Annotated in this window: 15 protein-coding genes; 7 read left to right on the top strand and 8 right to left on the bottom strand. The window is 61.0% G+C overall.

The genetic code is table 11. The features are described 5' to 3' along the window. Positions 1–181: 181 nt before the first annotated feature. From ACILSO_RS11530 to ACILSO_RS11505, 6 genes are all read right to left on the bottom strand, one after another. Positions 182–3781, bottom strand: coding sequence for a hypothetical protein (locus ACILSO_RS11530; protein ID WP_395737553.1), 3600 nt, complete (start codon positions 3779–3781; stop codon positions 182–184). Positions 3782–3848: 67 nt separating this feature from the next. Further along, positions 3849–4445 carry a hypothetical protein gene (locus ACILSO_RS11525; RefSeq protein WP_395737552.1) on the bottom strand — a complete coding sequence of 199 codons (597 nt, stop codon included), beginning with the start codon at positions 4443–4445 and terminating at the stop codon, positions 3849–3851. A gap of 5 nt (positions 4446–4450) precedes the next feature. Beyond that, positions 4451–5005 carry a hypothetical protein gene (locus tag ACILSO_RS11520; protein WP_395737551.1) on the bottom strand — a complete coding sequence of 185 codons (555 nt, stop codon included), beginning with the start codon at positions 5003–5005 and terminating at the stop codon, positions 4451–4453. Next, the gene (locus ACILSO_RS11515; RefSeq protein ID WP_395737550.1) at positions 5002–5991 is read right to left on the bottom strand and encodes a VWA domain-containing protein; all 990 of its coding nucleotides are present in this window, start codon (positions 5989–5991) and stop codon (positions 5002–5004) included. Before ACILSO_RS11515 ends, ACILSO_RS11520 begins: the two co-directional genes overlap by 4 nt. A 187-nt stretch (positions 5992–6178) precedes the next feature. Beyond that, a complete protein-coding gene (locus ACILSO_RS11510; RefSeq protein WP_395737549.1) occupies positions 6179–7345 on the bottom strand; it encodes a Fic family protein in 1167 nt (388 codons plus the stop codon). A gap of 267 nt (positions 7346–7612) precedes the next feature. Then, on the bottom strand, positions 7613–9475 hold the full coding sequence (locus tag ACILSO_RS11505) for an ABC-F family ATP-binding cassette domain-containing protein (RefSeq protein ID WP_395737548.1): 1863 nt from the start codon (positions 9473–9475) through the stop codon (positions 7613–7615). Between the two features lie 128 nt (positions 9476–9603). Between ACILSO_RS11505 and ACILSO_RS11500 the strand changes: the two genes are divergently transcribed. From ACILSO_RS11500 to ACILSO_RS11475, 6 genes are all read left to right on the top strand, one after another. Further along, positions 9604–10917, top strand: coding sequence for an NADase-type glycan-binding domain-containing protein (locus ACILSO_RS11500; protein WP_395737547.1), 1314 nt, complete (start codon positions 9604–9606; stop codon positions 10915–10917). A 44-nt stretch (positions 10918–10961) separates the two neighbouring features. Then, the gene (locus tag ACILSO_RS11495; protein WP_395737546.1) at positions 10962–12308 is read left to right on the top strand and encodes an NADase-type glycan-binding domain-containing protein; all 1347 of its coding nucleotides are present in this window, start codon (positions 10962–10964) and stop codon (positions 12306–12308) included. Positions 12309–12316: 8 nt separating this feature from the next. Further along, the gene (locus tag ACILSO_RS11490; protein ID WP_395737545.1) at positions 12317–14734 is read left to right on the top strand and encodes a CapA family protein; all 2418 of its coding nucleotides are present in this window, start codon (positions 12317–12319) and stop codon (positions 14732–14734) included. 69 nt (positions 14735–14803) lie between these two features. Next, positions 14804–15910 carry a hypothetical protein gene (locus ACILSO_RS11485; RefSeq protein WP_395737544.1) on the top strand — a complete coding sequence of 369 codons (1107 nt, stop codon included), beginning with the start codon at positions 14804–14806 and terminating at the stop codon, positions 15908–15910. Between the two features lie 27 nt (positions 15911–15937). Next, positions 15938–17104, top strand: a complete 1167-nt coding sequence (locus tag ACILSO_RS11480) for a PQQ-binding-like beta-propeller repeat protein (RefSeq protein ID WP_395737543.1) — start codon at positions 15938–15940, stop codon at positions 17102–17104. Then, positions 17101–17841 (top strand): TVP38/TMEM64 family protein, encoded by a 741-nt coding sequence (locus ACILSO_RS11475; RefSeq protein ID WP_395737542.1) that lies wholly within the window; start codon positions 17101–17103, stop codon positions 17839–17841. Before ACILSO_RS11480 ends, ACILSO_RS11475 begins: the two co-directional genes overlap by 4 nt. A 465-nt stretch (positions 17842–18306) precedes the next feature. On the opposite strand, the gene ACILSO_RS11470 is transcribed toward ACILSO_RS11475, so the two are convergent. Next, positions 18307–18747, bottom strand: coding sequence for a hypothetical protein (locus ACILSO_RS11470; protein ID WP_395737541.1), 441 nt, complete (start codon positions 18745–18747; stop codon positions 18307–18309). A 447-nt stretch (positions 18748–19194) separates the two neighbouring features. Here ACILSO_RS11470 and ACILSO_RS11465 point away from each other — a divergent pair, with 447 nt between their 5' ends. Continuing rightward, positions 19195–20058 (top strand): FHA domain-containing protein, encoded by an 864-nt coding sequence (locus ACILSO_RS11465; protein WP_395737540.1) that lies wholly within the window; start codon positions 19195–19197, stop codon positions 20056–20058. 307 nt (positions 20059–20365) lie between these two features. Here the strand turns inward: ACILSO_RS11465 and ACILSO_RS11460 are convergent, their stop codons facing one another. Then, the gene (locus tag ACILSO_RS11460; RefSeq protein WP_395737539.1) at positions 20366–21337 is read right to left on the bottom strand and encodes a DUF1080 domain-containing protein; all 972 of its coding nucleotides are present in this window, start codon (positions 21335–21337) and stop codon (positions 20366–20368) included. Positions 21338–21379 lie beyond the last annotated feature (42 nt).

Below are 21379 nucleotides of genomic sequence, written 5' to 3'. Positions count from 1 at the left end.
TGAATTGAAGCTGGGATGAAGGAAGGAGTGGTGGAGATGGCGGAGTGGAAACGGGGCAGAAAAATTTCAGAGGCGGACTGAGAAGGCTTGCTGGCCACGGAATGCTCGGAACCAGATTTTGCATCGCGGGGATTAGAAAGACGCAGAGAGAGGCATTCTGATTTTTGGATTTAGATCTTCATCAGGAGACGCAGCGGAGCCATTTGGTGGCGATGGTGCGGAGGTCGGATTCGGGGATGGGGGGGGAGGTGGTGAAGCATTGCTGCTCGATGCGGGTGAGGTCGCTTTGGAGTTCCTGCTTTTGGGTGTCTTTGAGTTTTACGGAGGGGCTGCTGCGGAGGCGGCGGAGGAGGGCGACGATGGCGAAGGCATCGACTTCGGCGGGCATGTGGAAGGTGGGGGCGGTGCTTTGGGATGCATCCGGGGTGCGTTTGCGGAAGAGGAGGAATGCGATGACGAGAATGGCGATGCCAGATGCGATGATGACGAGCCATTGGGTGGGATGCTCGGTGGGGCGAGTGACGATGTCCGTGGGCGAAGACTTCAGGCTGAGGGGGACAGCGGGATCGGTGAGGGTGACGAGGTTCATGTCCTTGTAGGTCTGCAAGGTCATGGTGGCGTCTTTGGGGATGGCGGTGGGGAAGTGGAAGGTGAGAGGGGCTTCGGCGGCGCGGACGGCATCACCATCGAGGGTGAGGGTCCAGAGGCGTTCGGAGGTGGGGGTGACTTCATCGCCCCATGAGTTGAGCTCTTTGATTTGAAGGCCTTCGTGGGGGTTGATGTGCTTGACGCTGATGACGGCCTTGGGGTCGATGGTGAGGAGTTGATCGAGATCAGGGGTGAGGCCGGTGGAGGTGGCTTTGATTTCGAGGGTGAGTGCGCCGCTGATGGGGAGCTGGCGAGTGTCGAGGGTTTGTGTGATCTCTATGTGGCCGGCGGGGCGCGGCGGGACGGGAGAGGAGGAGACTTTGATGATGGTCTCGGCGGACTCGGCGGGGATGCTGACGGGGCCGGTCATGTCCACGAACTTGAGTGCGAGTTCGACAGGTGGGATTTTATCAACGCTGGCGTCCTTGGCGCGGACGTGAAGGTAGGCGAGGACGGTTTCCTCCCAGCCGGGCTGCGCGGTGGCGCGGGGTTTGACTTCGGGTGTGGAGAAGGTGATGGACTTGATGTCGAAGAACGGGGAGAGGGCCTGGGTGATGTTCATTTCCAGCTCGTCGCGAGGGCCTTGGGTTTCGACCATCTTCTTCACGAGCGGGGAGTTCTTTTTCCCCTGGTTGGGGCCGGGGTTTTGATCGTTGGTGAGGTATTGGCCGAACTTGGCGGCGCGGGTCATGGCCTCGGTGTGGATGATGCTGACGATGATGCCGAAGTCCTGATCGCGGCCGACGGTGTTGGGACCATCGACGCGGGTTTGCAGGCGGACTTCGCTGAGAAGTTCGTCGAAGTAGGTGAGTTTTTTGGCGGCGCCGAGGGTGAAGGGATCATCCTTGGTGATGATCATGGCGCTGGCGATGTAGCGGTATTTGAGGTCTTCGTGGAGAGGATCTTTTTCGTCGTTGAGGCGGGTGTTGATGATCTTGGCGAAGAGGCTGATGTGATCCTTGGCGGCTTTGCCGGGGAGGGCGGTGAGGTGATCGCGGATCTTGGTCAAGGCGGTGCGGTTCATGGCCTTGGAGAGATTGAGCTGATTGTTTGAGCCGATGCCGAGGAGGCCATTGAACCAGGCCATGTAAGGCTCGACGGTGTAGTCGCTGGGGCTGAGTTTTGGAACCATGGCGGCGTAGGCGGTGCAGGCGCGGTCGAAGTATTCCTGCGCCATGACGTTCTTTTCTTTGAAGGTGAACATGCGCTTCTGCGGATCGGTGGCGATGAGCTGCTGGAAGTATTCGAAGTCGCCCCAATCGACGCAGAGAGTGCCGGCGAGCATGGGTGCGCGCCAACTGCCGGTGTGGCCTTTGAGCCAGGCATCAATGAGCTTTAATGCGGTGTCGTAACCGCTGCGGACCATGTCGAGGGTTTGTCCTTCATCGCGCTTGGTGAGTCCGGCGCGCTGTACGTCCATCTTGCGCCAGCGCTCGCCGAGATTGGAATTCATCTTGGCGAGGATGAGGGAGAAGACCGCTTCATCCATCTTGTCCATGGGGCCGAAGACTTTTTCGATGTGGCTGGTACGGTAGGTTTCGGCGGTGCTGTAAGCGAGATCGAAAGCTGTGACGACGCTGGCGTAGTCTTTGGGGGCGAGACCGGCATTGCGGAAGAGCGTCATCATGCGCGCGAGGCTGTCGATGTTCTTCTCCATCATGATGGGTGTGACGGGGATGCGGGCGTCATCGGGGAGGCCGTATTTGCGGCGGAGCTGCTCGGGGAGCTGGGGGTTGTGCGTCTTGCCCCAGACGGTGAGGAAGTCTTCGGCGAGGGCGGCGCCGGCAGTGGGGCTGCGTTTGCCGATTTCGACGATGCGCTCGGCAGCCTGATCGAACTGCGAGCCGATGAGGATGAGGCGGGACATGGCGACATCGATGCGGTCGCGCACGTTGTCGGTGAGTGCGGCGGCCCATTTGCCTGCGGGCGCGACGGCGAGGAGTTCTTCGGGGGCGACGTAGCGACCCTGATTGTTGTTGGTGGACTTTTGCTGGTAGGTGTAGTCGGCTTCGCTGGTCCAGTGGTCGGCCATCATTTCGAAGATTTGAGTCCAAGGCTGCTCGCCGGGAGGCACGAGATCGAGGAGGAGATTGGCGATGGTGGATTGAGCGGCGAGGTTTTCGGTGCGGGCGACGATGTCGCCATTGCGCTCGTTTTGGACTTTGCGGGTGAAGGCGGTGACGAGAGCCATGGCGCCCTGTGGATTGGTCTTGGCGGCTTCGGCGAGGACGGAGGCGAGGGTGCTGGTGGGCACCTGAGTGATGACTTTGGAGATGTTGTTGCCGGCTTTGCTTTTCTCCCAGGCTTTGGCTTTCGAGGTATCGGGATTCAGGAGGGCGTTGATGTTTTCGTCCCAGATGCGCTGGACTTCGGCGTGCTGGGCGTTTTCGCGCTCCTGCTGCGTGGTGAGGAAATTGCGGAGTTCGTTTTTGAGGCCTTCGTCGGCGATTTGATCGAGCTCGGCGGGAGGTGGGAGGTAGGTGCGGGCGAGGTCTTTGAAGTTGGCGTAGATGAGGAGGCGCGCCGCGGCGAGGCGTTTGGCGGGATCGGTGCCGCCGAGGGTGCGGGTGCCTTTTTTCAGGCGATCGACGAGCCAGTAACTTTCTGCGACGGGAACGGCGAGGCTGGTGAGCTGGCCGAGGCGGCGGAGGTTGTCGCCGGTGAGTTCGCCGGGTGCGGAGTCGGCGAGGCCGAGGACGTCTTCGAGGCGGACATTGGGACGCTGCTTGTCCGTGAGGTCGGTGAGCATCTTGTCGTAGATTTTGCGCGCGAGATCGGGCGGCATGAGGGCGAGCTCTTCGCGAATGCGGGGCCAGTCGCTGGTGACGAAGCGGAACTGGAAGCGCTCATTGACGGGAAGCGTGGCGGGATCGGTGGTGCCAACGCGTTCGAGGTGGCGGAGGAGTTCGTTGGGGTCGCGCGAGAAGCGATCTTTGAGGATGGCTTCGGTTTCTTTGAGGATCTTGGGATCGGGTGGTTGGGGCGGGGTGGGAGTGGGGGCGGCAGCAGGCGCGGGTGCTGGGGGTGGCGCGAGAGCGGCCGGATTTGCGGGCGCGGGGTCTTGGGCGGGCGCGGAGGAGAGCAGCGCGAGGCCGAGCAGGAGAAGCGTGAGGCGCTGGAGAAGAGAGGTCATGAGAGCGGATTGAAAGAGGGAGGGCGAGGCGGGGAAGAGGTCCAGTTGCGGCGCAACTGGGCTACTTTTAGGAGCCGGGGGCGGTTTGTTTTTCGAACTCTTGGAGGGCGGCGCGGCCATCGCCGTTGGGAGCGGAGACGACGCCTTTGCCGGGGTGGGCGAAGAGGGCTGCGGCGGCAGCTTTGTTTTTGGGATCGGGTTTGGTGCCGGCTTTGATCTGCAGGGCGGCTTCGAGATTGCGCTGCTTGGGAACGGCGATGCCTTCGACGCCTTGGACAGAGCGGATGGTGTTCACCGCGTTGGCGGCCGGTGGCGGGGGAACGGACTGGACCGCGTTTGGTGGTGGCGGTGGTTTCACGCCTTGCACGGTGTTGGGCGCGACGGGGTTCGCGGGTGGCGGTGGTGGCGTGGGCTGAACGGCGTTGGGCGCGACGGGATTTGCGGGCGGTGGTGGAGGTGGTGGCTGCGCCGTGTTGGGTGCGGGATTTTTGATGCCTTGTACCGGTGGTGGCGGGACGGGAGTGGGTGGCTCGATTTTCTTGATGCTTTCGACGGCTTCCTGTTTCACGCCTTTGATGCCTTCAATGGCGGCGGAGGGAGCGCGGGCAGGTTCTTGCGCGTGGGTGAAAGCAGCGAACAGCAGAAGCGTGAGCAGTGTTTTCATGAAGCTCATGGGTGGACGGTTTTTTCGAACTCGGCGGCGACGCGTTCTTCGTATTTGGCGAGGGCGCCGGGTTCCTGGTGCTCGGCGAGGAAGCGGAAGATCTGGCGGGTGCGCTCGGCGTAGGGACGCCATTCGGATTCGGCGGCGCCGTTGGTTTTGAGAAGATAGGTGGCGTAGTAGTAGGATTTGCCGAGGGCTTCGCGGACGGCGCGGGTGAGCTTGGCGTCTTCACCATGGACCTGCGCGGCTTCTTGCAGAAGGAGGGTGAGCTCATCGGTGGCGACGACGACATCGAGCATCTCGAGGCGGGCTTTGGCTTTGGCGAGGCGGATTTGATGCTTCACCAAGGGGCGCTCGCTTTTGGGGAGTTCGGCGGTGAGCTTGTCGTATTCTTCGATGATGAGGGCGTAGTCGGGTTCTTTGGCGCGTTCCATTTCACGGATGGCTTCGACGCGCTGGCGTGCTTTGACGCGGGCGAGCTGATCCTGGCCTTCATTGAAGTGGTAGTAGAGAGCGGCGACCGGACAGAGGAGCCAGAGGAGGGTGAAGAACTTCCTCATGCGGGCTGCTTCCTTTCGGTGAGGGTGGGAGCGCGTGCGGGTGTGAGCTGCCGCCATGTGCTGCCGAGGTATTCCAGGGCGAGGGGAATGAGGGCATTGATGGCGGCACCGAGGACCATGGCGAAGATGGCGAGCTGAGAGAGGCTGAGACCTTTCTGCAAGGGGGCTAGAGGAACGACGAGATCGCCAAGCGCGGTGGTGGCGAGGTGCTTGGTGTTTACGTCCTCGTAGATGCCGCCGAGGGCGGTGGCGAGGCGTTGCAAGGTATCGCCTTCCTGGCGTGACTGGTGGCTGTCGATGTAGGTGCCTTTGGTGGGATTGCCGAGGCCGAGGACGAGGACTTCCTTCACGGACTCAGGGCGGGGCTGGATGGGGACGAGGCTGACGGAATCGCCATCGGTGAAGATGACGAGGCGGGTGCTGCCTTTGGGAAATGCGGCGACGTGCTCGAGGGCTTCGTTGACGGCTTTGCCGAGATCGGTCTTGCCGACGGGCATGGCGTAGGAGAGCGGGAGGCCATTGAAGACATTGCGCACGAGTTCGGGATCGCGCGCTTCCATGACGACGGGGATGGATTCGGTGTAGAAGCCGATGACGCCGAAGCGGAGATTGCCGCTGATGCGTTGCAGGATGCCGTCTGCGACATCGCGCATGCGATCGTGGCGGGTGAGAGCGCCGTCCGGGCCGGCGTCCTGGAGGTACATGCTCGGGGAGAGATCGGCGATGAAGACGAGGCGAGTGGCGGTGTCGTTTTTGGATGACTTCGCGGGGTCGTTGTCGGCGGTGTGGAGCTGGATGAGGGTGGCGAGGCCCCAGGTGAAAGCGGCGAGGCTTAAGGAGCGAAGGAGCGGTACGAAGCGTGTCCAGGGGCGTGCGCCGGAGGGGCCGAAGGCCAGGCGGGAGGCGACGCGAATGCGGCGGGTGTGCAGCCATTCGGCTGCGGCGACCAGGACGAGAACCGCTATTGCAAAAATCAGCGGGATCATACCGGGGCGGTCGCGCTGGAACGATCATCCGAGAGACAGCGGGGCGCGGTCTGGGGGATGGGGGCAGCGGGGGTCAAGGGGGGCATTGTTTACGCACAACGGCGAAGGAGAGGATCTTTATTCAGTTTTCGTGGACTGCGTTTGCGGTGAGGCAGATTTCGGCGCAGGAGATTTCTTGCAGCAAAGCTTACCGCAGCGGCTCAGTGCCTTCACTGAGGATCGAGAGGTAGGCTTCATAGGAATAGAGGCGGCCGTATTTGCCACCGGTGATCTCGCGAACGATGCCGAGGGTCTGGAGCCTTTGAAGCGCCTTCGTGGCCGTGGGAAGTGTGACGTTCATCTTGATCGCGGCCTTGCCGGCTGAGAGCAGGGGAACGCGCTGAAGCTGCTCGTGAGCCTGGAGGAGCGATCCGGTGGCGCCGGAAAGTGTCTGAAGCTTTGCGCGATCTTCGCGGAAGACGGTCCAGAGGCGACGTGCGGTGAGGGCGGCGTCATCCGCCGTTTCCTTCACGCCACGCAGGAAGTAGGACAGCCACGCTTCCCAGTCGCCTGTCTCACGCACCTGCTGGAGATGGGCGTAGTACTCCGCGCGATTTTTTTTGAAGTACAAGCTCAGATAAAGCATCGGCTGGCGGAGCATGCCCTCGGAACTGAGGATGAGCGCGATGAGGAGGCGGCCCAAACGGCCATTGCCATCGAGAAAAGGGTGGATGGTCTCGAACTGTAGATGAGCCAGTGCTGCTTTAATCAGCGTGCCGGTCTTTACCGGATCGTTATGAATGAATTTCTCCAGTGATCCCATGCAATCCTGCACCATGTCTGGTGGCGGCGGCACATGCAGCGCGTTTCCCGGCCGGCTGCCTCCGATCCAGTTCTGTGAACGCCGAAATTCGCCGGGTTGCTTGGTGCTGCCGCGTCCGGAACTCAGCAACTGACCGTGCAGCTCTGAGATGAGACGGAGGGAAATAGGCATCCCCTCAGCCAGCCTCTGCATGCCCAGTTCCAGCGCAGAGACATAGCAGGAGACCTCGGTGACATCATCCAGTGGCACTCCTGGAGCGAGATCCATCTCATGCGTGAGCAGGTCATTGAGCGAGGACTGAGTTCCTTCAATCTGAGAAGACAGCACCGCCTCTTTCCGAACATAGGAATATAGAAATACCTGCCTGTCGGGTAGGACATCGACCTGGCCATCGAGCCGTCCGATGGCGAGTGACGCGTTCTGAAGCTGCTCGTGCAGCGTTTCATCGAGCGCTAAAGCGGGTGATGGGGGGAGTGCGGCGGGGACGAACGCACGGCATTGTTCTCCCAAGGTGGAGACAGGAACAAAATGGCCGGTGAGTCCTCGCTGCATAAATTAAAGAAATTGGCGTTTTTCTTTAATTTGAGCATGGAGATCGAAAGGTTCTATCGTTTTTTGGGCTTAAATTAAAGAAACGGCGGGGTTTCTTTCGATCTTCGGCTAGCGCTTTCGGCATATTGCGCGGAGTGCTGCGCGTTCGGAGACCCGCGATCCGACGGGCGATGGGCGTGCGTGGAGGATGGGTAGTTGCGGAAGAATGTTTCTTCGCCAAGGCTCAGGCGGGAGCGGCATCGAAGTGCCCCATCGTTGCTCCTGGCACTAGATCGGAGGAGCGTTATTGATGGCCTCCAAGGCTTCGGTGTCTTTTTCCCACTCGCCGGTGAGCTTGGTGATTTTGGTTTCGACGGTTTCGAGTTCGGCGCTGAGGGCGCGGAACTGGGCGGCGTCGGCGTAGGTGGCTTCTTCCTGAAGCATCTGGACGATCTGATGCTTGCGCTTGTCGAGGGTGGCGAGTTCCTGCTCGATGTGGAAGACGCGGAGATCGAGCTCCTTCTTGGCCTTGCTGCGGGCGTTGCGGGCATCGGCTTCGAGGCGGCGCTGCTGCTTGCTTTTGGGGGCCTCTTTGACGGCGGGAGCGGCGCTGTAAGAGGTGGGCTGGGCGTTGTGGAGGGTGGCGGTGAGGGCTTCGCGAGCGGAGCCGGCCTTGGTTTTGTCGAGGTAGTACTGGTAGTCGCCGGCGTAGGGGGTGATGACGCCGGCGCTGACGTGGAGGACGTGCTTGGCCATCTGACGGATGAAGTGCACGTCATGGCTGATGAAGACGAGGGTGCCTTCATATTGCTCGAGCGCGTTGATCAGCGCATCGATGCTGCCCATGTCGAGATGAGTGGTGGGCTCGTCCATGAGAAGGAAGTTGGGCGGATCGAGCAGGAGGCGGACGAGGACGAGGCGGGATTTTTCACCGCCGCTGAGGACGCCGACGGGCTTGAAGACGTCGTCGCCGTGAAAGAGGAAGGAACCGAGCAAAGTGCGGGACATGTTTTCACCGGGGCGGCTGGGGAGGTCCATGGCGGACTGTAGCACGGTGTGTTTCATGTTGAGCACGTCGCCGCGATACTGGGCGAAGTAGCCGAGCTTCACATTGTGGCCGAGCTCGTAGGTGCCGGACTGGGGAGTGAGTGCGCCAGCGAGGAGTTTGAGCAGTGTGGATTTGCCGGCGCCGTTGGGGCCGACGAGGACGGTGCGCTGGCCGCGCTCGATTTCGAGATCGAGCCCGGTGTACACGGGAGTTTGGCCGTAGGCGAAATCGACGTCTTTGACGCGGATGACGCGCTGGCCGCTGCGGGGTGGCTGGGGGAAGCGGAACTTGACGGTTTTGGCATCGGCGACCGGGGCATCGATCTTTTCGATGCGGTCGATCATCTTGGCTTTGTCCTGGGCGCGGGAGGCGAAGTTGGCCTTGGCTTTGAACTTGTCCACCCAGGCCTGCATCTTGGCGAGTTCGCGCTGCTGATTGTCATAAGCGCCCTGCATCTGCTCCATGCGGGCGGCTTTTTCGCGGACGTAGTCGTCGTAGTTTCCGGTGTAGCGGGTGATTCTGCTGTGGGCGACTTCGAGGATGCTGTCGCAGAGGGCGTTGAGGAATTCGCGGTCATGCGAAATCATGAGGATGGCGCCGGGATAGCTCTGCAGATAAGTTTGAAACCAGATGAGAGATTCGAGGTCGAGATGGTTGGTGGGTTCGTCGAGGAGGAGAAGGTCGGGCTCCTGGACGAGGAGTCGGGCGAGGTGGGCGCGCATGACCCAGCCGCCGCTGAGGGTGCGGGCATTGCGCTCGAAGTCGGACTCGCGGAAGGCGAGGCCGCTGAGGATGCGCTTGGCCTTGGGTTCGATCTCCCAACGCGAGTGTTCATCGACATGGCCGGTGGCGAGTTCCAAAACGGTGACGTCGTCGATGGGGGCGCTTTCCTGCGGGAGAAAGCCAAAGTCGAGGCCGCGCTCCATGACGACTTTGCCTTCATCGGGGACGGTTTCCTGAAGGAGGAGGGAGAAGAGGGTGGATTTGCCTGCGCCATTGGGGCCGATGAGGCCGATTTTTTCGCCACGATTGATGTGGAACGACACCTGGCTGAAGAGGGTGCGGCCGGCGTAGGTTTTGCTGACGTTGGAGACGGAGAGCATTTGGGGAAAAGGGGGCGCGTATAGTGGCGGAGATTTGGGCGGTGTCGAGAGGGGATGGGGACGGTTTGCGGTGGTTTGCCGTTGTTGGCGATGGTTGACGGTTGTTTCCGGGAGGGCCAGAATTCGCGATGCGATTGCTCTTTCCCCTGTGTTTCTGCGCGTGCCTGATTTCGAGCGCGGTGTTTGCGAATGGTGGTGGGTACGGGAAGGGAGTCGTTTCGACGTCCGCCTTTCAGCCGATCGGTGTGGAGCAGGTGGAGATGCTTTCGGAGCTGCTGGAGATCGACCTGCACATTGAGTACGCGGACATCCGCATCGAGTATGTGCTGCATAATCCGGGGAAGAAGGTGACGGTGGAGTGCGGTTTTCCGGCGGTGATCGAGGAGGGTGGCATGTTTGCGCCATTGCCGCCGCTTGCGCCAGGAGAGCGCCCAAAGCCGCGTGAGCCGAAGAAGCTTGAGGGATTTTCACTGCTGGCCGATGGAAAAGAAATTCCGGCAAAGGTTCGTGAAGATCAGGCTGGCTTTTCCGGCAATGGGGGACGTCAGATTGAGACGTGGCACGTGGTGAAGATCCCTTTCGCCGCAGGTCAGACGAGACACATCAAGGTGCATTATCGCAATCCTTACCACATCTCGTTTCGTTCGGTCTCGGACGATTGGAACCAGTCCGCGCCGAGCCTGACGTACGCGTTCTCTGCGGCTGCGCTGTGGTCAGGGCCGATCAAGCAGGGCACGGTGATCGTGAATGCCACTTCGGTGGATCCAGCCGGGGTGAGGTTCAGTCACCCAAAACGTTTTACGGGAGAGAATGGCACGTGGAAATGGTCGTTCACTGATTTGGAACCGACGCTGGAGGATGATCTTGTGATCACGACGCAGCCGCCGCTGCAAGGGTACCACGGAGGCTATGTGGCCGAAGGCGGAGAGTGGAAAGGCGACATCCCGAAAAATGCGCGATGGATGCGATACGTGGGCTTCACTGCCACGGCGTCCTCGGTTTTAAAGGAAGCGGATGGAAGCGAGCACAAGGCGGAAAACGTGGCGGACTGGGATCGAGGTACGGCCTGGGTGGAAGGCCAGGAGAGCGATGGTGTCGGCGAATCCATCACGCTGACTCTGAAGAAGCCGGCCAAGATCAGCCGGGTGGGGATTGAGAACGGTTACACGAAGTCGCGCGAACTCTATGCGGCGAACAACCGGGTGATGGTGCTCAAGGTCAGCGTCAACGATGGCAAACCTTTCGATGTGGATGTTCCTGATGAGTTTCTGGAAAAAGAAGAATTCTGGTTTTCCCTGCCGAAATCATCCGAGCTGGTCAAAACGATCAAGCTTGAGATCGCCGCCATCTATCCTGGCAGCACCTACCATGACACGGCCATCTCGAGTGTGCGTCTGATTTCGCCTCTGGATAAGGCTCCAAAAATCCAGCCTGCGCGATGAAAGCGGTGGGTGCAGCGACGCAGTGTGTTAATGGTCCCCAAATTATGAACAAACTTCCTTTTGCCCTGTTGATCGGCATCTGCGTGATTTCAAACGAGGCGTTTGCGAACGGGGGTGGCTATGCCAGCAGCATCACGACCGCAGGGCCGTTCCAACCCATCGGCATCGAGCAGGTGGAGATGCTCTCGGAGCGGCTGAACATCGATTTGCAGATCGAACACGCGGCCATCCGGGTGGAGTACCTGCTGCACAATCCGGGGAAGAAGGTGAAGATCGAGGCAGGCTTTCCGGTTTCCGAGACGCCACCCTACTATGTGAAGCCGGGAACCCCTGCTCCAGACGCGAATCCGAAGGTCCGGCTGGGCACCGCTGTCGCAGAAAAACTTGAAGACTTTGAGGCCACGCTGGACGGGAAGCCGCTGGAGTTTGAAGTGGTGCCTGACAAGCTGGACCTCAAGAACATCGGTCCCGCAGGAGAGAACCGCAAAGTCACCGGATGGTACAAGGTGAAGTTCCCTTTTGATGCAGGCCAGGCACGCAAGCTGATCGTGACTTACAAGCAGAACTCCATGTGGCGGATGACCTACCTCTTTTCCGCGGCAGGAATGTGGAAGGGGCCGATCCGCGACGGCATTGTGACCGTGCGCCCGATGGGACGCCCCAAAGCGGAGATCGCATTCAATCATCCGAAACGGTTTGAATGGAAAGAGGACCACTGGGAATGGGCCTTCCATGATTTTGAGCCGACACTGGAGGATGATTTGGAAATCCAGGAGCCCAAAGGCAAAGGATTGGTTCTCTTCGACATCAACGACTCCAGTGAGACCGAATCGATGACCGGACTGAAAGGCGTCTATGGAGCCAGGAATGGCACATGGGTGAATGACCGCTTCCGCGCCGAGAGCTGGGCGCTGCACCACAGCGGCTATCAGGTGAGCGCGAGCTCTGAACTGCCTGATGAGAACGGCATCAGCTACAAGGCGGAAAACCTGCGGCAAGAAGATGCCGAACACGCGTGGACCGAAGGCGTGGCTGGAGACGGACTGGGGGAGTCGCTCGTCATCACACCTGACAAGCCTGCGCACATCCGGCAACTGGGCATTGCGAACGGGTATGTCAAATCCAGCGGGATCTACGAGGCCAATGGGCGTGTGTCCGCGCTGGATGTGAGCGTGAACGGAGGCAAGCCGTCTCGTGTGCTGATCCCTGATGAGCGCCTAAGGTTTCGCATGTTTTACTTTGATCTGCCTGCGTCCAAAGAGCTGGTGAAAACGATCAAGCTAACCATCGCGGGGGTGTATCCGGGAACGAAGTTTCATGACACGGCGATCAGCCGCATCGTGCTGGTGCAGCCGCTCGAGAAGGCGCCGAAGATTTCGCCGATTCGCTGATTCACGTCATGAAAGCTGTGTGGATCGCATGCCTCTTCGCCAGCCAGGCGCTGGGGCAGATGCTGCCGGTGCACGTGGAGGAATCGCATGCGGGGGCGTTTTATCATCTGGTGGAGACGCTGCCGCTGAGGGAGGCGCATACGCTGGTGCTGATTGATGCGCATTGCGATGCGAACGGCATTGCGAATTCGGATGAGATTCGCAAGGCGATCCGGCGTGGGCCTACGGTGAAGCAGCGAAGTGAGATGCTGGCGGAGTGGCGGAAGATGGGAAAAATTCAGTGCTACAACTGGATCGAGCCGCTGATGCCGGCACCGATTGCGGAGGTGATCTGGATTCCGGCGGCGCGGCTGAGCGAGGAGGAGCGTGTGGCGCTGGAGACGGATGCGCGGGAGTACCTGGATGCGCATGAGGAGGCGCTGCCGCGTGAGGCGGGTGCGCTGGGGGCGCGGTATCGGGTGATGAGCATGGAAGCATTTGCGAGCAAGGCGAAGAACTGGCCGGAAGCGAAGCCGGTGGTGGCGAGTGTGGATCTGGACTATTTCGCGAAGAGCGCGGATGCGGAGCTGGAGGCGCAGGTGGATGAGATGATGGAGATGCTGCTGCGAATGCGTGCGCTGAGGGGACTGAGTTTTGCGATTTCCTCGCCCTACCTGAAAAGCGAGGCGCAGGCGGAGAGGCTCATCACGCTGGCGCTGGATGCGGCCTGGCGGATTCCGAATGCAGAAGTGCATTTTGATCCGTTTGCAAAGACGGGGCCGGATCGCTCGCTGATGGCGCGAATGCTGGAGAGGCAGGGCAAGCAACTGCCGGCGTTTGATGTGGCGAAGGCGGGGCCGGAGCTGCGCAGCGTGCTGCTGCAAAACTGGCGGGATGCGCGTGCAGAAGTGCTGCTGGCGGAGTGGGCGGGAGCGGCGTTTCAGCATCGGCTTGAAGTGCCGGGAAGTCTGAAGGCGACGAATGGGGCGTGGGAGATGGAGTTCAGCGCGAAGGAGAGGCTGGAGGTGGTGCCGAAGCCCGTGGGTGCGCGAGTGCGGTGGTGGGCCGTGCGGGCGGCTGACAAGAGCTATCGGATCGGCGATGCGAATCTGGGCTTTGCGGTGAATGCGCCGCGCTGGATGTGGCGAAGGCGGGAGCTGCTGGCGGAGGGGCCGGTGCTAAGCCGACTGAACCTGGAGCAGCTCACGCGCGGTGGAGACTGCGGGACGTATGAGGTTTATGCGGAGATCATCCGGGATGGGGAGAGCACGCGCACGCCGGTGGAGATCGTGCGGCTGAGCAAGCCGGGGACGATGGGGGTGCGTGCGGAATGGAGCCGGGAGTTTGGGCTGCCGTATGTGTTTGACTCGCGACTGCTGATGCGTGGGACGCAGGCGGGAGCGGAGGCGTGCCATGGCGCGGACTGTGCGAACTTCATCACGGCGGGGCTGCGTGCGGAGGGCTGGCTGCTGCCGTGGGGAAGTCCGAATGATGTGAAGCCGTTTTTGACGCGCTGTGATTTTCAAGCGAGGCCGCTGCTGCTGCATTTTGGCTCGCATCTGGCGGCGCTGTGGGAGGATCGACCGCCGGTGGGGCAACTGGATGATGCGGACCTGTGTGTGCATCAACTGGAGGGGCTGCCTGAGATTTTGCCGTATGGCAAGCTGCGACAAAAAAGGGCTGAGCCGATGCTGATGACGGTGCGGGAGCCGGAGGAGGTGATACGGATCGCGATTTGCGGGGATGTGATGCTGGGGCGTGGTGTGGCGGAGCATGCGGATCCGCTCAAGGAGTTGGCACCTGTTTTGAAAAGGGCGGATCTGGCGCTGGGAAATCTGGAGTGTGTGATCGGCACTGCGCAGCCGAGGGACTGGCTGCAACTGATCGCGCCGCTGAAGGCAGCGAAGCTGTTGCGGGAGGCGGGTGTGGACGGGGTGAGTGTGGAGAACAATCATGCGATGGATCTCGGGCCGGAGGGAAAGGTGGCGACGGAGAAGGCTTTGCAGGAGGAGCACATCACTCCGATCGGGACGACAGTGAGATTTTTTGAGGTGAAGGGCAGACGCATCGCGGTGATTGCGCTGGATGATTCGCGGGAGGATGCAGTCGTGCCGGAGATGAAGTTCGAGGCTGACTATGTGATCGCGCTGCCACACTGGGGGCGGGAACACCGGACGGTGCCTACTGAGAGGCAGAGGGAGGTGGCGGCGAAGCTGATGGAAAGCGGGGTGCATCTCATCGCGGGCAGCGGGCCGCATGCGCTGCAGCCGCTGGAGCATGGGCATGCGGGAAGCGTGGCTTTCTCGCTGGGGAATGCGGTTTTCGACGGCCCCGGACCGGATGCTGAATGGGAGCGGGGCGCGGTACTGGCGGTAACGCTGGATGCGAAAACGTGCCGCGCAGTGAGGATGCGGATGATTGAGGTGAAGGCGGTAACGAGGGAGTGAGAGAGGGCGTGAAATTGAGGCTTGGCGTGGTGCGTTCTTTGGGGAAAGCTGGACGCTTTCCCCTGCCCTATGAAATTGAACCTTGTCTGTCTGTTTGCCCTTGCCGCTTTGTCTTTGCAGGCGGCGGATCTGTCGAAGCCTCTTGAGACGCTGCGTGCGGTGCAGAAGGAGGGACAGGGGAACGAGGCGGCGGCGAAGGCATGGGGGGAGATCGTGAAGGCGGACGCGAGCACGCTGCCGGAGGTGCTGAAGGGCATGAACGGGGCGAATCCGCTGGCGGAAAACTGGCTGCGGGCGGCGGTGGGGGTGATCGCGGATGAGGCGCTGAAGGCGAAAAAGCTGCCGGTGGAGGCACTGGTGACGTTTTTGAAGGATACGAAGAACAGTCCCGGGGCGCGCGTGGTGGCGTTTGATCTGATCCATCGTGCGGATGAAAAGCTGGCGGAGAAACTGACGCCGACGCTGCTGGAGGATCCGAGTTCGGATTTGAGAAGGCACCCGGTGGCGAAGCTGATCGAGGCGGGCAATGCAGCGTTGGAAAAGAAGGACAATGCAGCGGCGATCGTGGCCTATGGCAAAGGATTGGGCGGCGCGCGGGATGAGGACCAGATCAAGGTGCTGGCGAAGAAGCTGCGGGATCTGGGGCAGAAAGTGGACCTGCCCAAGCATTTTGGGTTTTTGATGAGCTGGAAGATGATCGCGCCGTTCAGCAATGCGGAACGCGGTGGTTTTGACACGGTGTATCCGCCAGAGAACGAGCTGAAGTTTGATGCGGTCTATGAAGGCAAGGGCAAGGAGGCGAAATGGGTGGATTTCACGAGCACGGATGAGTACGGGAAGATCGACTTCAACAAGCCCTTTGGCATGGAGAAGAGCGTGGTGGGCTATGCAGCGACGGATTTCTACAGCACCGAGGACCGGACGGCGGAGATCCGTATCGGCTGCAAGAACGGCTGGAAAATCTGGCTCAATGGCGAACTGCTGTTTGCGCGTGATGAGTACCACCGCGGCGCGAAGCTGGATCAGTATAAAATGCCCTGCCAGCTGAAGAAGGGGAAGAACACCATCCTGGTGAAATGCTGCCAGAATGAGCAGACGGAGCAGTGGACGGTGGAGTGGGAGTTCCAGCTGCGCGTGTGCGATGCGACAGGAACAGCGATCCTGGCGGCGAAGTGATTTCAATTATTTAAACTGACGAAGACTATGAAGACGATTTTGACGGGATTGATGCTGTGCGTGGCCACAGGTGCGGTGCATGCGGACTGGCTGCAGTTTCGCGGGCCGAATGCCACGGCTGTTTCCACGGAGGCCAAGGTGCCTGCGGATGATTTGAAAATTGCGTGGTCAGCAGATCTGCCGGGGCGCGGGCTGTCGGCTCCGATCGTGGTGGGAGACCGGGTGTTTGTGACCTGCTCGAGCGGGCCGGGGCAGGAGACGCTGCATGTGTTTTGCTTCAATGCGGCGGATGGCAGCAAGCGCTGGGAACGCGCGATGCGCACCACCGGGCGCACGATGACGCACAACAAGACCTGCGTGGCTGCGAACACGCCGTGCAGCGACGGGGAGCGGGTGTTTGCGCTGTTTTCCTCGAACGATCTGTTTGCCTTTGATCTGGATGGCAACCTCCTCTGGCTGCGGGGGCTGACGTTTGACTACCCGAACGCGAGCAACAGCCTGGGCATGTCCCAATCTCCGGTGGTGATGGATGGCACACTGGTGGTGCAGAGCGAGAACGACAGCGAGTCCTTTGTGGCCGGGCTGGATGTGGCGACGGGCCGCAACAAGTGGAAGCTGGAGCGGCCGAAGGCGGCGAACTGGACGAGCGCGACGGTGTGGAAGAACGCAGTGGCGCTGCAGTCGAGCAAGGGCATCCTGGCCGTGGAACCGGCGACGGGCAAAACGGTGTGGGATTACAGCGACGGGGCGAGCACGATCCCCTCGAGCGTGGGCGCGGGCGAGACGCTGTATGCGGTGTCCCACGGCATCACAGCGCTGGCACCGGAGAAAGGATCGGTGACGCAGCTGTGGCGCAATGAGAAGCTGAACTCGGGCACGGCGAGTCCGCTGGTGCTGGGAGACTCCATCTATGTGGTGAATGGCGCGGGCGTGCTGATCAAGGCGAGCGCGAAGAATGGCGATGAAGCGTGGAAGCTGCGCATGAAGGGACCGTTCAGCGGTTCGCCTGTGGCGGCGGGGAAGCGCATCTACATTGTCAATGAGCGCGGGATTTTTCAGGTGATCGATCCGGAAGCGCCGGAGGGGAAGATTTTGAAGGAGATTGAACTGAAGGAGACGGTGCTGACGACGCCCGCCATTTCCGGCGGAGCACTCTATGTGCGCAGCGATGGAAAACTGTGGAAGCTGCAATGATGACGCCGGCTGACGAACCCAGGACAGAAACTGAAGAACTGGATGCCTCGACTGCGATCGAGGTGGAGCAGGAGACCTCACGTGCGCTGGGCAAGGAGACGCGCCAGGTGCTATTTGCGGTGCTGATGGTGGCGGCCTTCATGGCGCTGGCACATTTCACACCGCTGAAGGCGTGGATCACGAATGTGCAGATCTGGAAGGAGATGGTGCGTGAGTTTGGATGGGGCGCGCATGCGGTCTTCATGGCGGCCTGCGCGGGGACGGTGATGCTGGGCGTACCACGGCTGCCCTTGTGCGCGGCGGCTGGGCTGATCTTCGGTTTTGGCCAGGGATTGGTGCTCTCGCTCGTTGCATCGACGCTGGGTTCGTACGGAGCTTTTGTTTTATCACGGCATGGGTTTAGGCGCGCGGCGGAGTCGCGCGCGGAGAAATGGCCGTGGTTGAAAAAGCTGCTGAAAAAGCCCTCGGTGATCCGGGTGTTTTGGGTGCGGCAGCTCATGGTGCCGGGGCTGGTGCTGAACGTGCTGCTGGGGATGACGCCAGTGAAGCACACGCGCTTTCTGCTGGGCACGCTGCTGGGCTACCTGCCTCTGAATGTGGCCTTCAGTCTGGTAGGCAGCGGTTTGGGCAAAGGGAGCCTGGCCACCACGCTGACCCAGCTGCTGGGAGCCATGGCGGTGATCAACATCGCGGCCTGGCTGGTGTACCGGATGATGAAAAAGCAGAAGCAGGGGTGAAGGGACGCGCAGAGAGGGGAAACGCGGACAGGGTGATGTTTGAACGGAGCCCGGGAAGTTCTGCTGCGTTGTGACGCGGCGGGGATGAGAGTGGCAGACAGAACCTGGGGGCCATTGTGGGACCAGGATGGTCCCACTCCTGCCAAGGTCTTTGGGCACGCGTAGGCATGCGAGCATCCTGTTGAGCCTTTGAGGCTAATACCATGATCTGGGCAGAACGGGTCTGTCCCCGAATCGAGGTTGAAGCACCTTTTTTCGGTCAGGACGTGCCGTGCGGTTTTCTGGTTGCAAGCCGGGAGCGTCTGGCGTCATGGACGTTCATGTTCCCGGTCGCCATGCCAAACGGCACGGCTTCAAGGCTCTTCGCATGCCGTGAAGTGTTGCAACGCACTGATAAACGGGCGGGCTGAAGCCACACCCGTCCTACAACCGAAGGGCCGGGATTTTCATGCGTGAGAGCGCGGTCTAATGCATCGCGTGCCAGGTCAGGGTGTGATGCTCCACATCATCCGCATCTGCCTGCAGAGCTGAGGCACTGAAAGCCCCCAGGCCGATGAGAACGGCCACCGGGAAGATGACGATGAGAAGCGGGAGCAGCATGATGAAGGCCAGCGGTGCCAGCACGAGGCTGAGCGCCAGGGTCTCCCAGCCGAACTGCTTCAGCCGAAGTCCCACGGGCGGAACGCCATGCTCGCCGTGCTGGACATAGACATGGTCCTGGCGAAGCCATACGAGAAGAGGGCGTAGAGCCCTCCGAAAAGGACGCAGAAAGGTGGCTTTCATGCGCCGGGTCTGCCAGAGGCGGTGCAGATTGCGGGTGACGAAACGCGCTTCGGCGTTGTGGGCACAGACGGCTTGCTGAAACGAGGCCGCCTGCCCTCGAGGAGGTACAGGGATCGTGTTCATAGGTGGGGTGGTTGGTTGTAGTATAAACGAACCACCCCGCCCTGTCCTGACAAAAAAGACACGTCACCACCTCCTACTCACCGCGGCCATGCATGGAGCAGGCTCTGCAGCCGGCGCAGAGATCGCAGCTGACGGAATGCGGATTTTCCAGGCACTTGGGGCAGTGAACGCAGAGCATGCAGAAGGGGCGCTGCGTGCTCTTTCCGAGCGGCGTGCAGGGCACTCTGCTGGCAGCACTGGCAGACACAGAACACGCCCGGGAGGAGCGTGTCTGAACAGATTCCAAAACATTGGTTTTCATGAGCGTGTGGCTGTGCCATGCCACCTCTCCCACTGGTCTGAAAAACGCGCTATTGGCAGACCTGCCAATACCTGCGAATTTTTTTCGCACGCGTTGCACTTTGTGTGAATCTGCGCAGATTCTTAAGCATGCCTGTGAATGCCGGTATGCATGGCCAACCAGCCTGTCTGAAATGGAGCGGTGGAGAGCACACACTCTCGGGTCCCTGCTTCATCGGACGCCGTTCTGACAACGACATCCCGATCAACAATGTGCAGGCCTCAAGGCGGCACGCAGTGCTGATGAACTTGAACGACGACTGGTGGATCAATGATCTGGGAAGCCGCAATGGCATCGTCGTCAATGGTCTGCGACTGAACTGCGCACGGCGCCTGCGGAACGGAGATGAGATCCGCATCGCGAATCAGCGCATGAGTTTTTACAATGCCTCGCAGCCTCCGCCGCACCACAGCTCCATCCTGGGAAAGACCACGGAGTTTGCACCGCAGACGCCCAGCGATGTACCGGCCTCCTCCGCGGCATGCGAGCTGCTGATTGTGACGGACAAGGGAGAAATCATCGAAGGAGACAAAGCGGCCCACTGGTTCTTTGGCAAAGCGCTGGAGCGCGCGCCCGGTGCGGCGCATTACTTTCTGCCGCCGCAGATCCGCCAGTGGCTGCAGAAGCTGGCGGACGTGAATGAGAAGGTCTCCCCGCCGCTGGAAATGGAGCAGCAGGATCACCGCCTGGTGCTCTCTCTGGCACGCTGCAAGGACGACCGCTTCTACCTGCTGGTGCGCGTGGAGGTGGCCAAGCTTTCCATCAAACGACTGGAAACGCTGGGCCTCACGGTGCGCGAGGCGGAGGTGATGCACTGGGTCTATGAGGGCAAGAGCAACCCGGAGATCGCGCAGATTCTGGACATCGCCACGCACACGGCGAACCGGCACATTGAGCACATTTTCAAAAAGCTCGCGGTGGACAACCGGCACAAGGCCATCAAGGCGGTGAAGGAACGGCTGGGGCTGTGAGGCTGGATGCTGGATGGCCGGAGCTGGAGGCTGTTTGAAAATCAGTGGGATGTTCGCTGTGCATGCTTTCGACATTGACTGGCGGCGATGTAGCGCGGTATTCCGATACCGTGACGGGGACGACTCGGTATCGGAATACCGAGCTACATCCAAGCGTGCAACACGCTGTTCGCAGATCTCCGGTGGGGTGAGAAATGCGGGCTAGCAGGGAGCCAGGCGGCGCTGGGCGGCTGCAAGGCATGGGCGTTAACACGCGCTGAAGGACGGGCGGGCTGTCGCCACGCCCATCCTACGAGCGGGCATCGGGTTACTTCACCACCGGGCGCAGGACCATGTTGCGGTAGTCCACGTTGGTGTGGTCGCCTTGGAGGTAGATGGGGCCGGGCTTGAACTCATCGCTGCTCATGGCGCCGCCGGTGCAGCCGAGGACGGGGGCGTTGTCGATGATGGTCTTGCCATTGAGGATGACGGTGAGGTGGCGGTCCACGAGGGTGATGTCGAGGGTCTGCCATTCGCCGATGGGTTTCTCGGCAGCGACGCTGGGGGTGATGCGGCTGTAGAGCGCGCCCATGTGGTGGGAGTCGAGGGGCTGGCCAAAGCTTTCCATAACCTGCACTTCATAGATGCCGCGGAGGTAGATGCCGCTGTTGCTGCCTTCCGAGGTGCGCACTTCGGTTTTCAGATTGAAGTCTTCAAACTCGGCGTCGGTGCGGAGATTGCCGAAGTGCTTGTCCTTGGCCTTCACCACGCGGTTCTGCAGCGCGCCATCGACGACGCTCCAGCCGTTGTCTGCCTTGTCGTTCATCAAGCGCCAGCCGGTGAGGTCCTTGCCATTGAGGAGCTGGATGGACTCGCCGAATTTCACTTTGGAGAGATCGGGTGCGGCGGGCACAGCGGGGATGCGCTTGCCGGTGAACTCCTGGGGCTGGCCGACGTCTTTGCCTGCGGCGTTTTTCTTGGCGGTGGTGAGTTTGAGGACATCGCCGTCGGCTTTGGCGGTGATGGTTTCGGTGGCGTTGAGCTTGCCTTCCTTGTTCTTCTGCTCGCGGGTGACGATGAGGGTATCGCCATCGAGCTTGGTGCTGGCGGTGGGGACCACGCTGCCGCCGCCCCAGAGGACGCTGGAGGTGAGAGCGCCGTCTTTGGATTCGACGCCGAGCCAGCCTGCGCCGCCACCAGGGATGGTGAGCGCCCAGCGGCCGACGAAGGGATTGTCTGCGGCGTTGAGGATGGAACTGAGGGTGACGACGGCGGCGATGGTGAGGGGGCGGATGCGCATGGTTGGGAGGGGAGAGTGGTGGGGTGGGAAGAGGCCGGACGG

It is taken from the genome of Prosthecobacter sp. (assembly GCF_044226605.1).
Taxonomy (GTDB): Bacteria; Verrucomicrobiota; Verrucomicrobiia; order Verrucomicrobiales; family Verrucomicrobiaceae; genus Prosthecobacter.
This window is presented reverse-complemented; position numbering and strand designations above follow the sequence as displayed.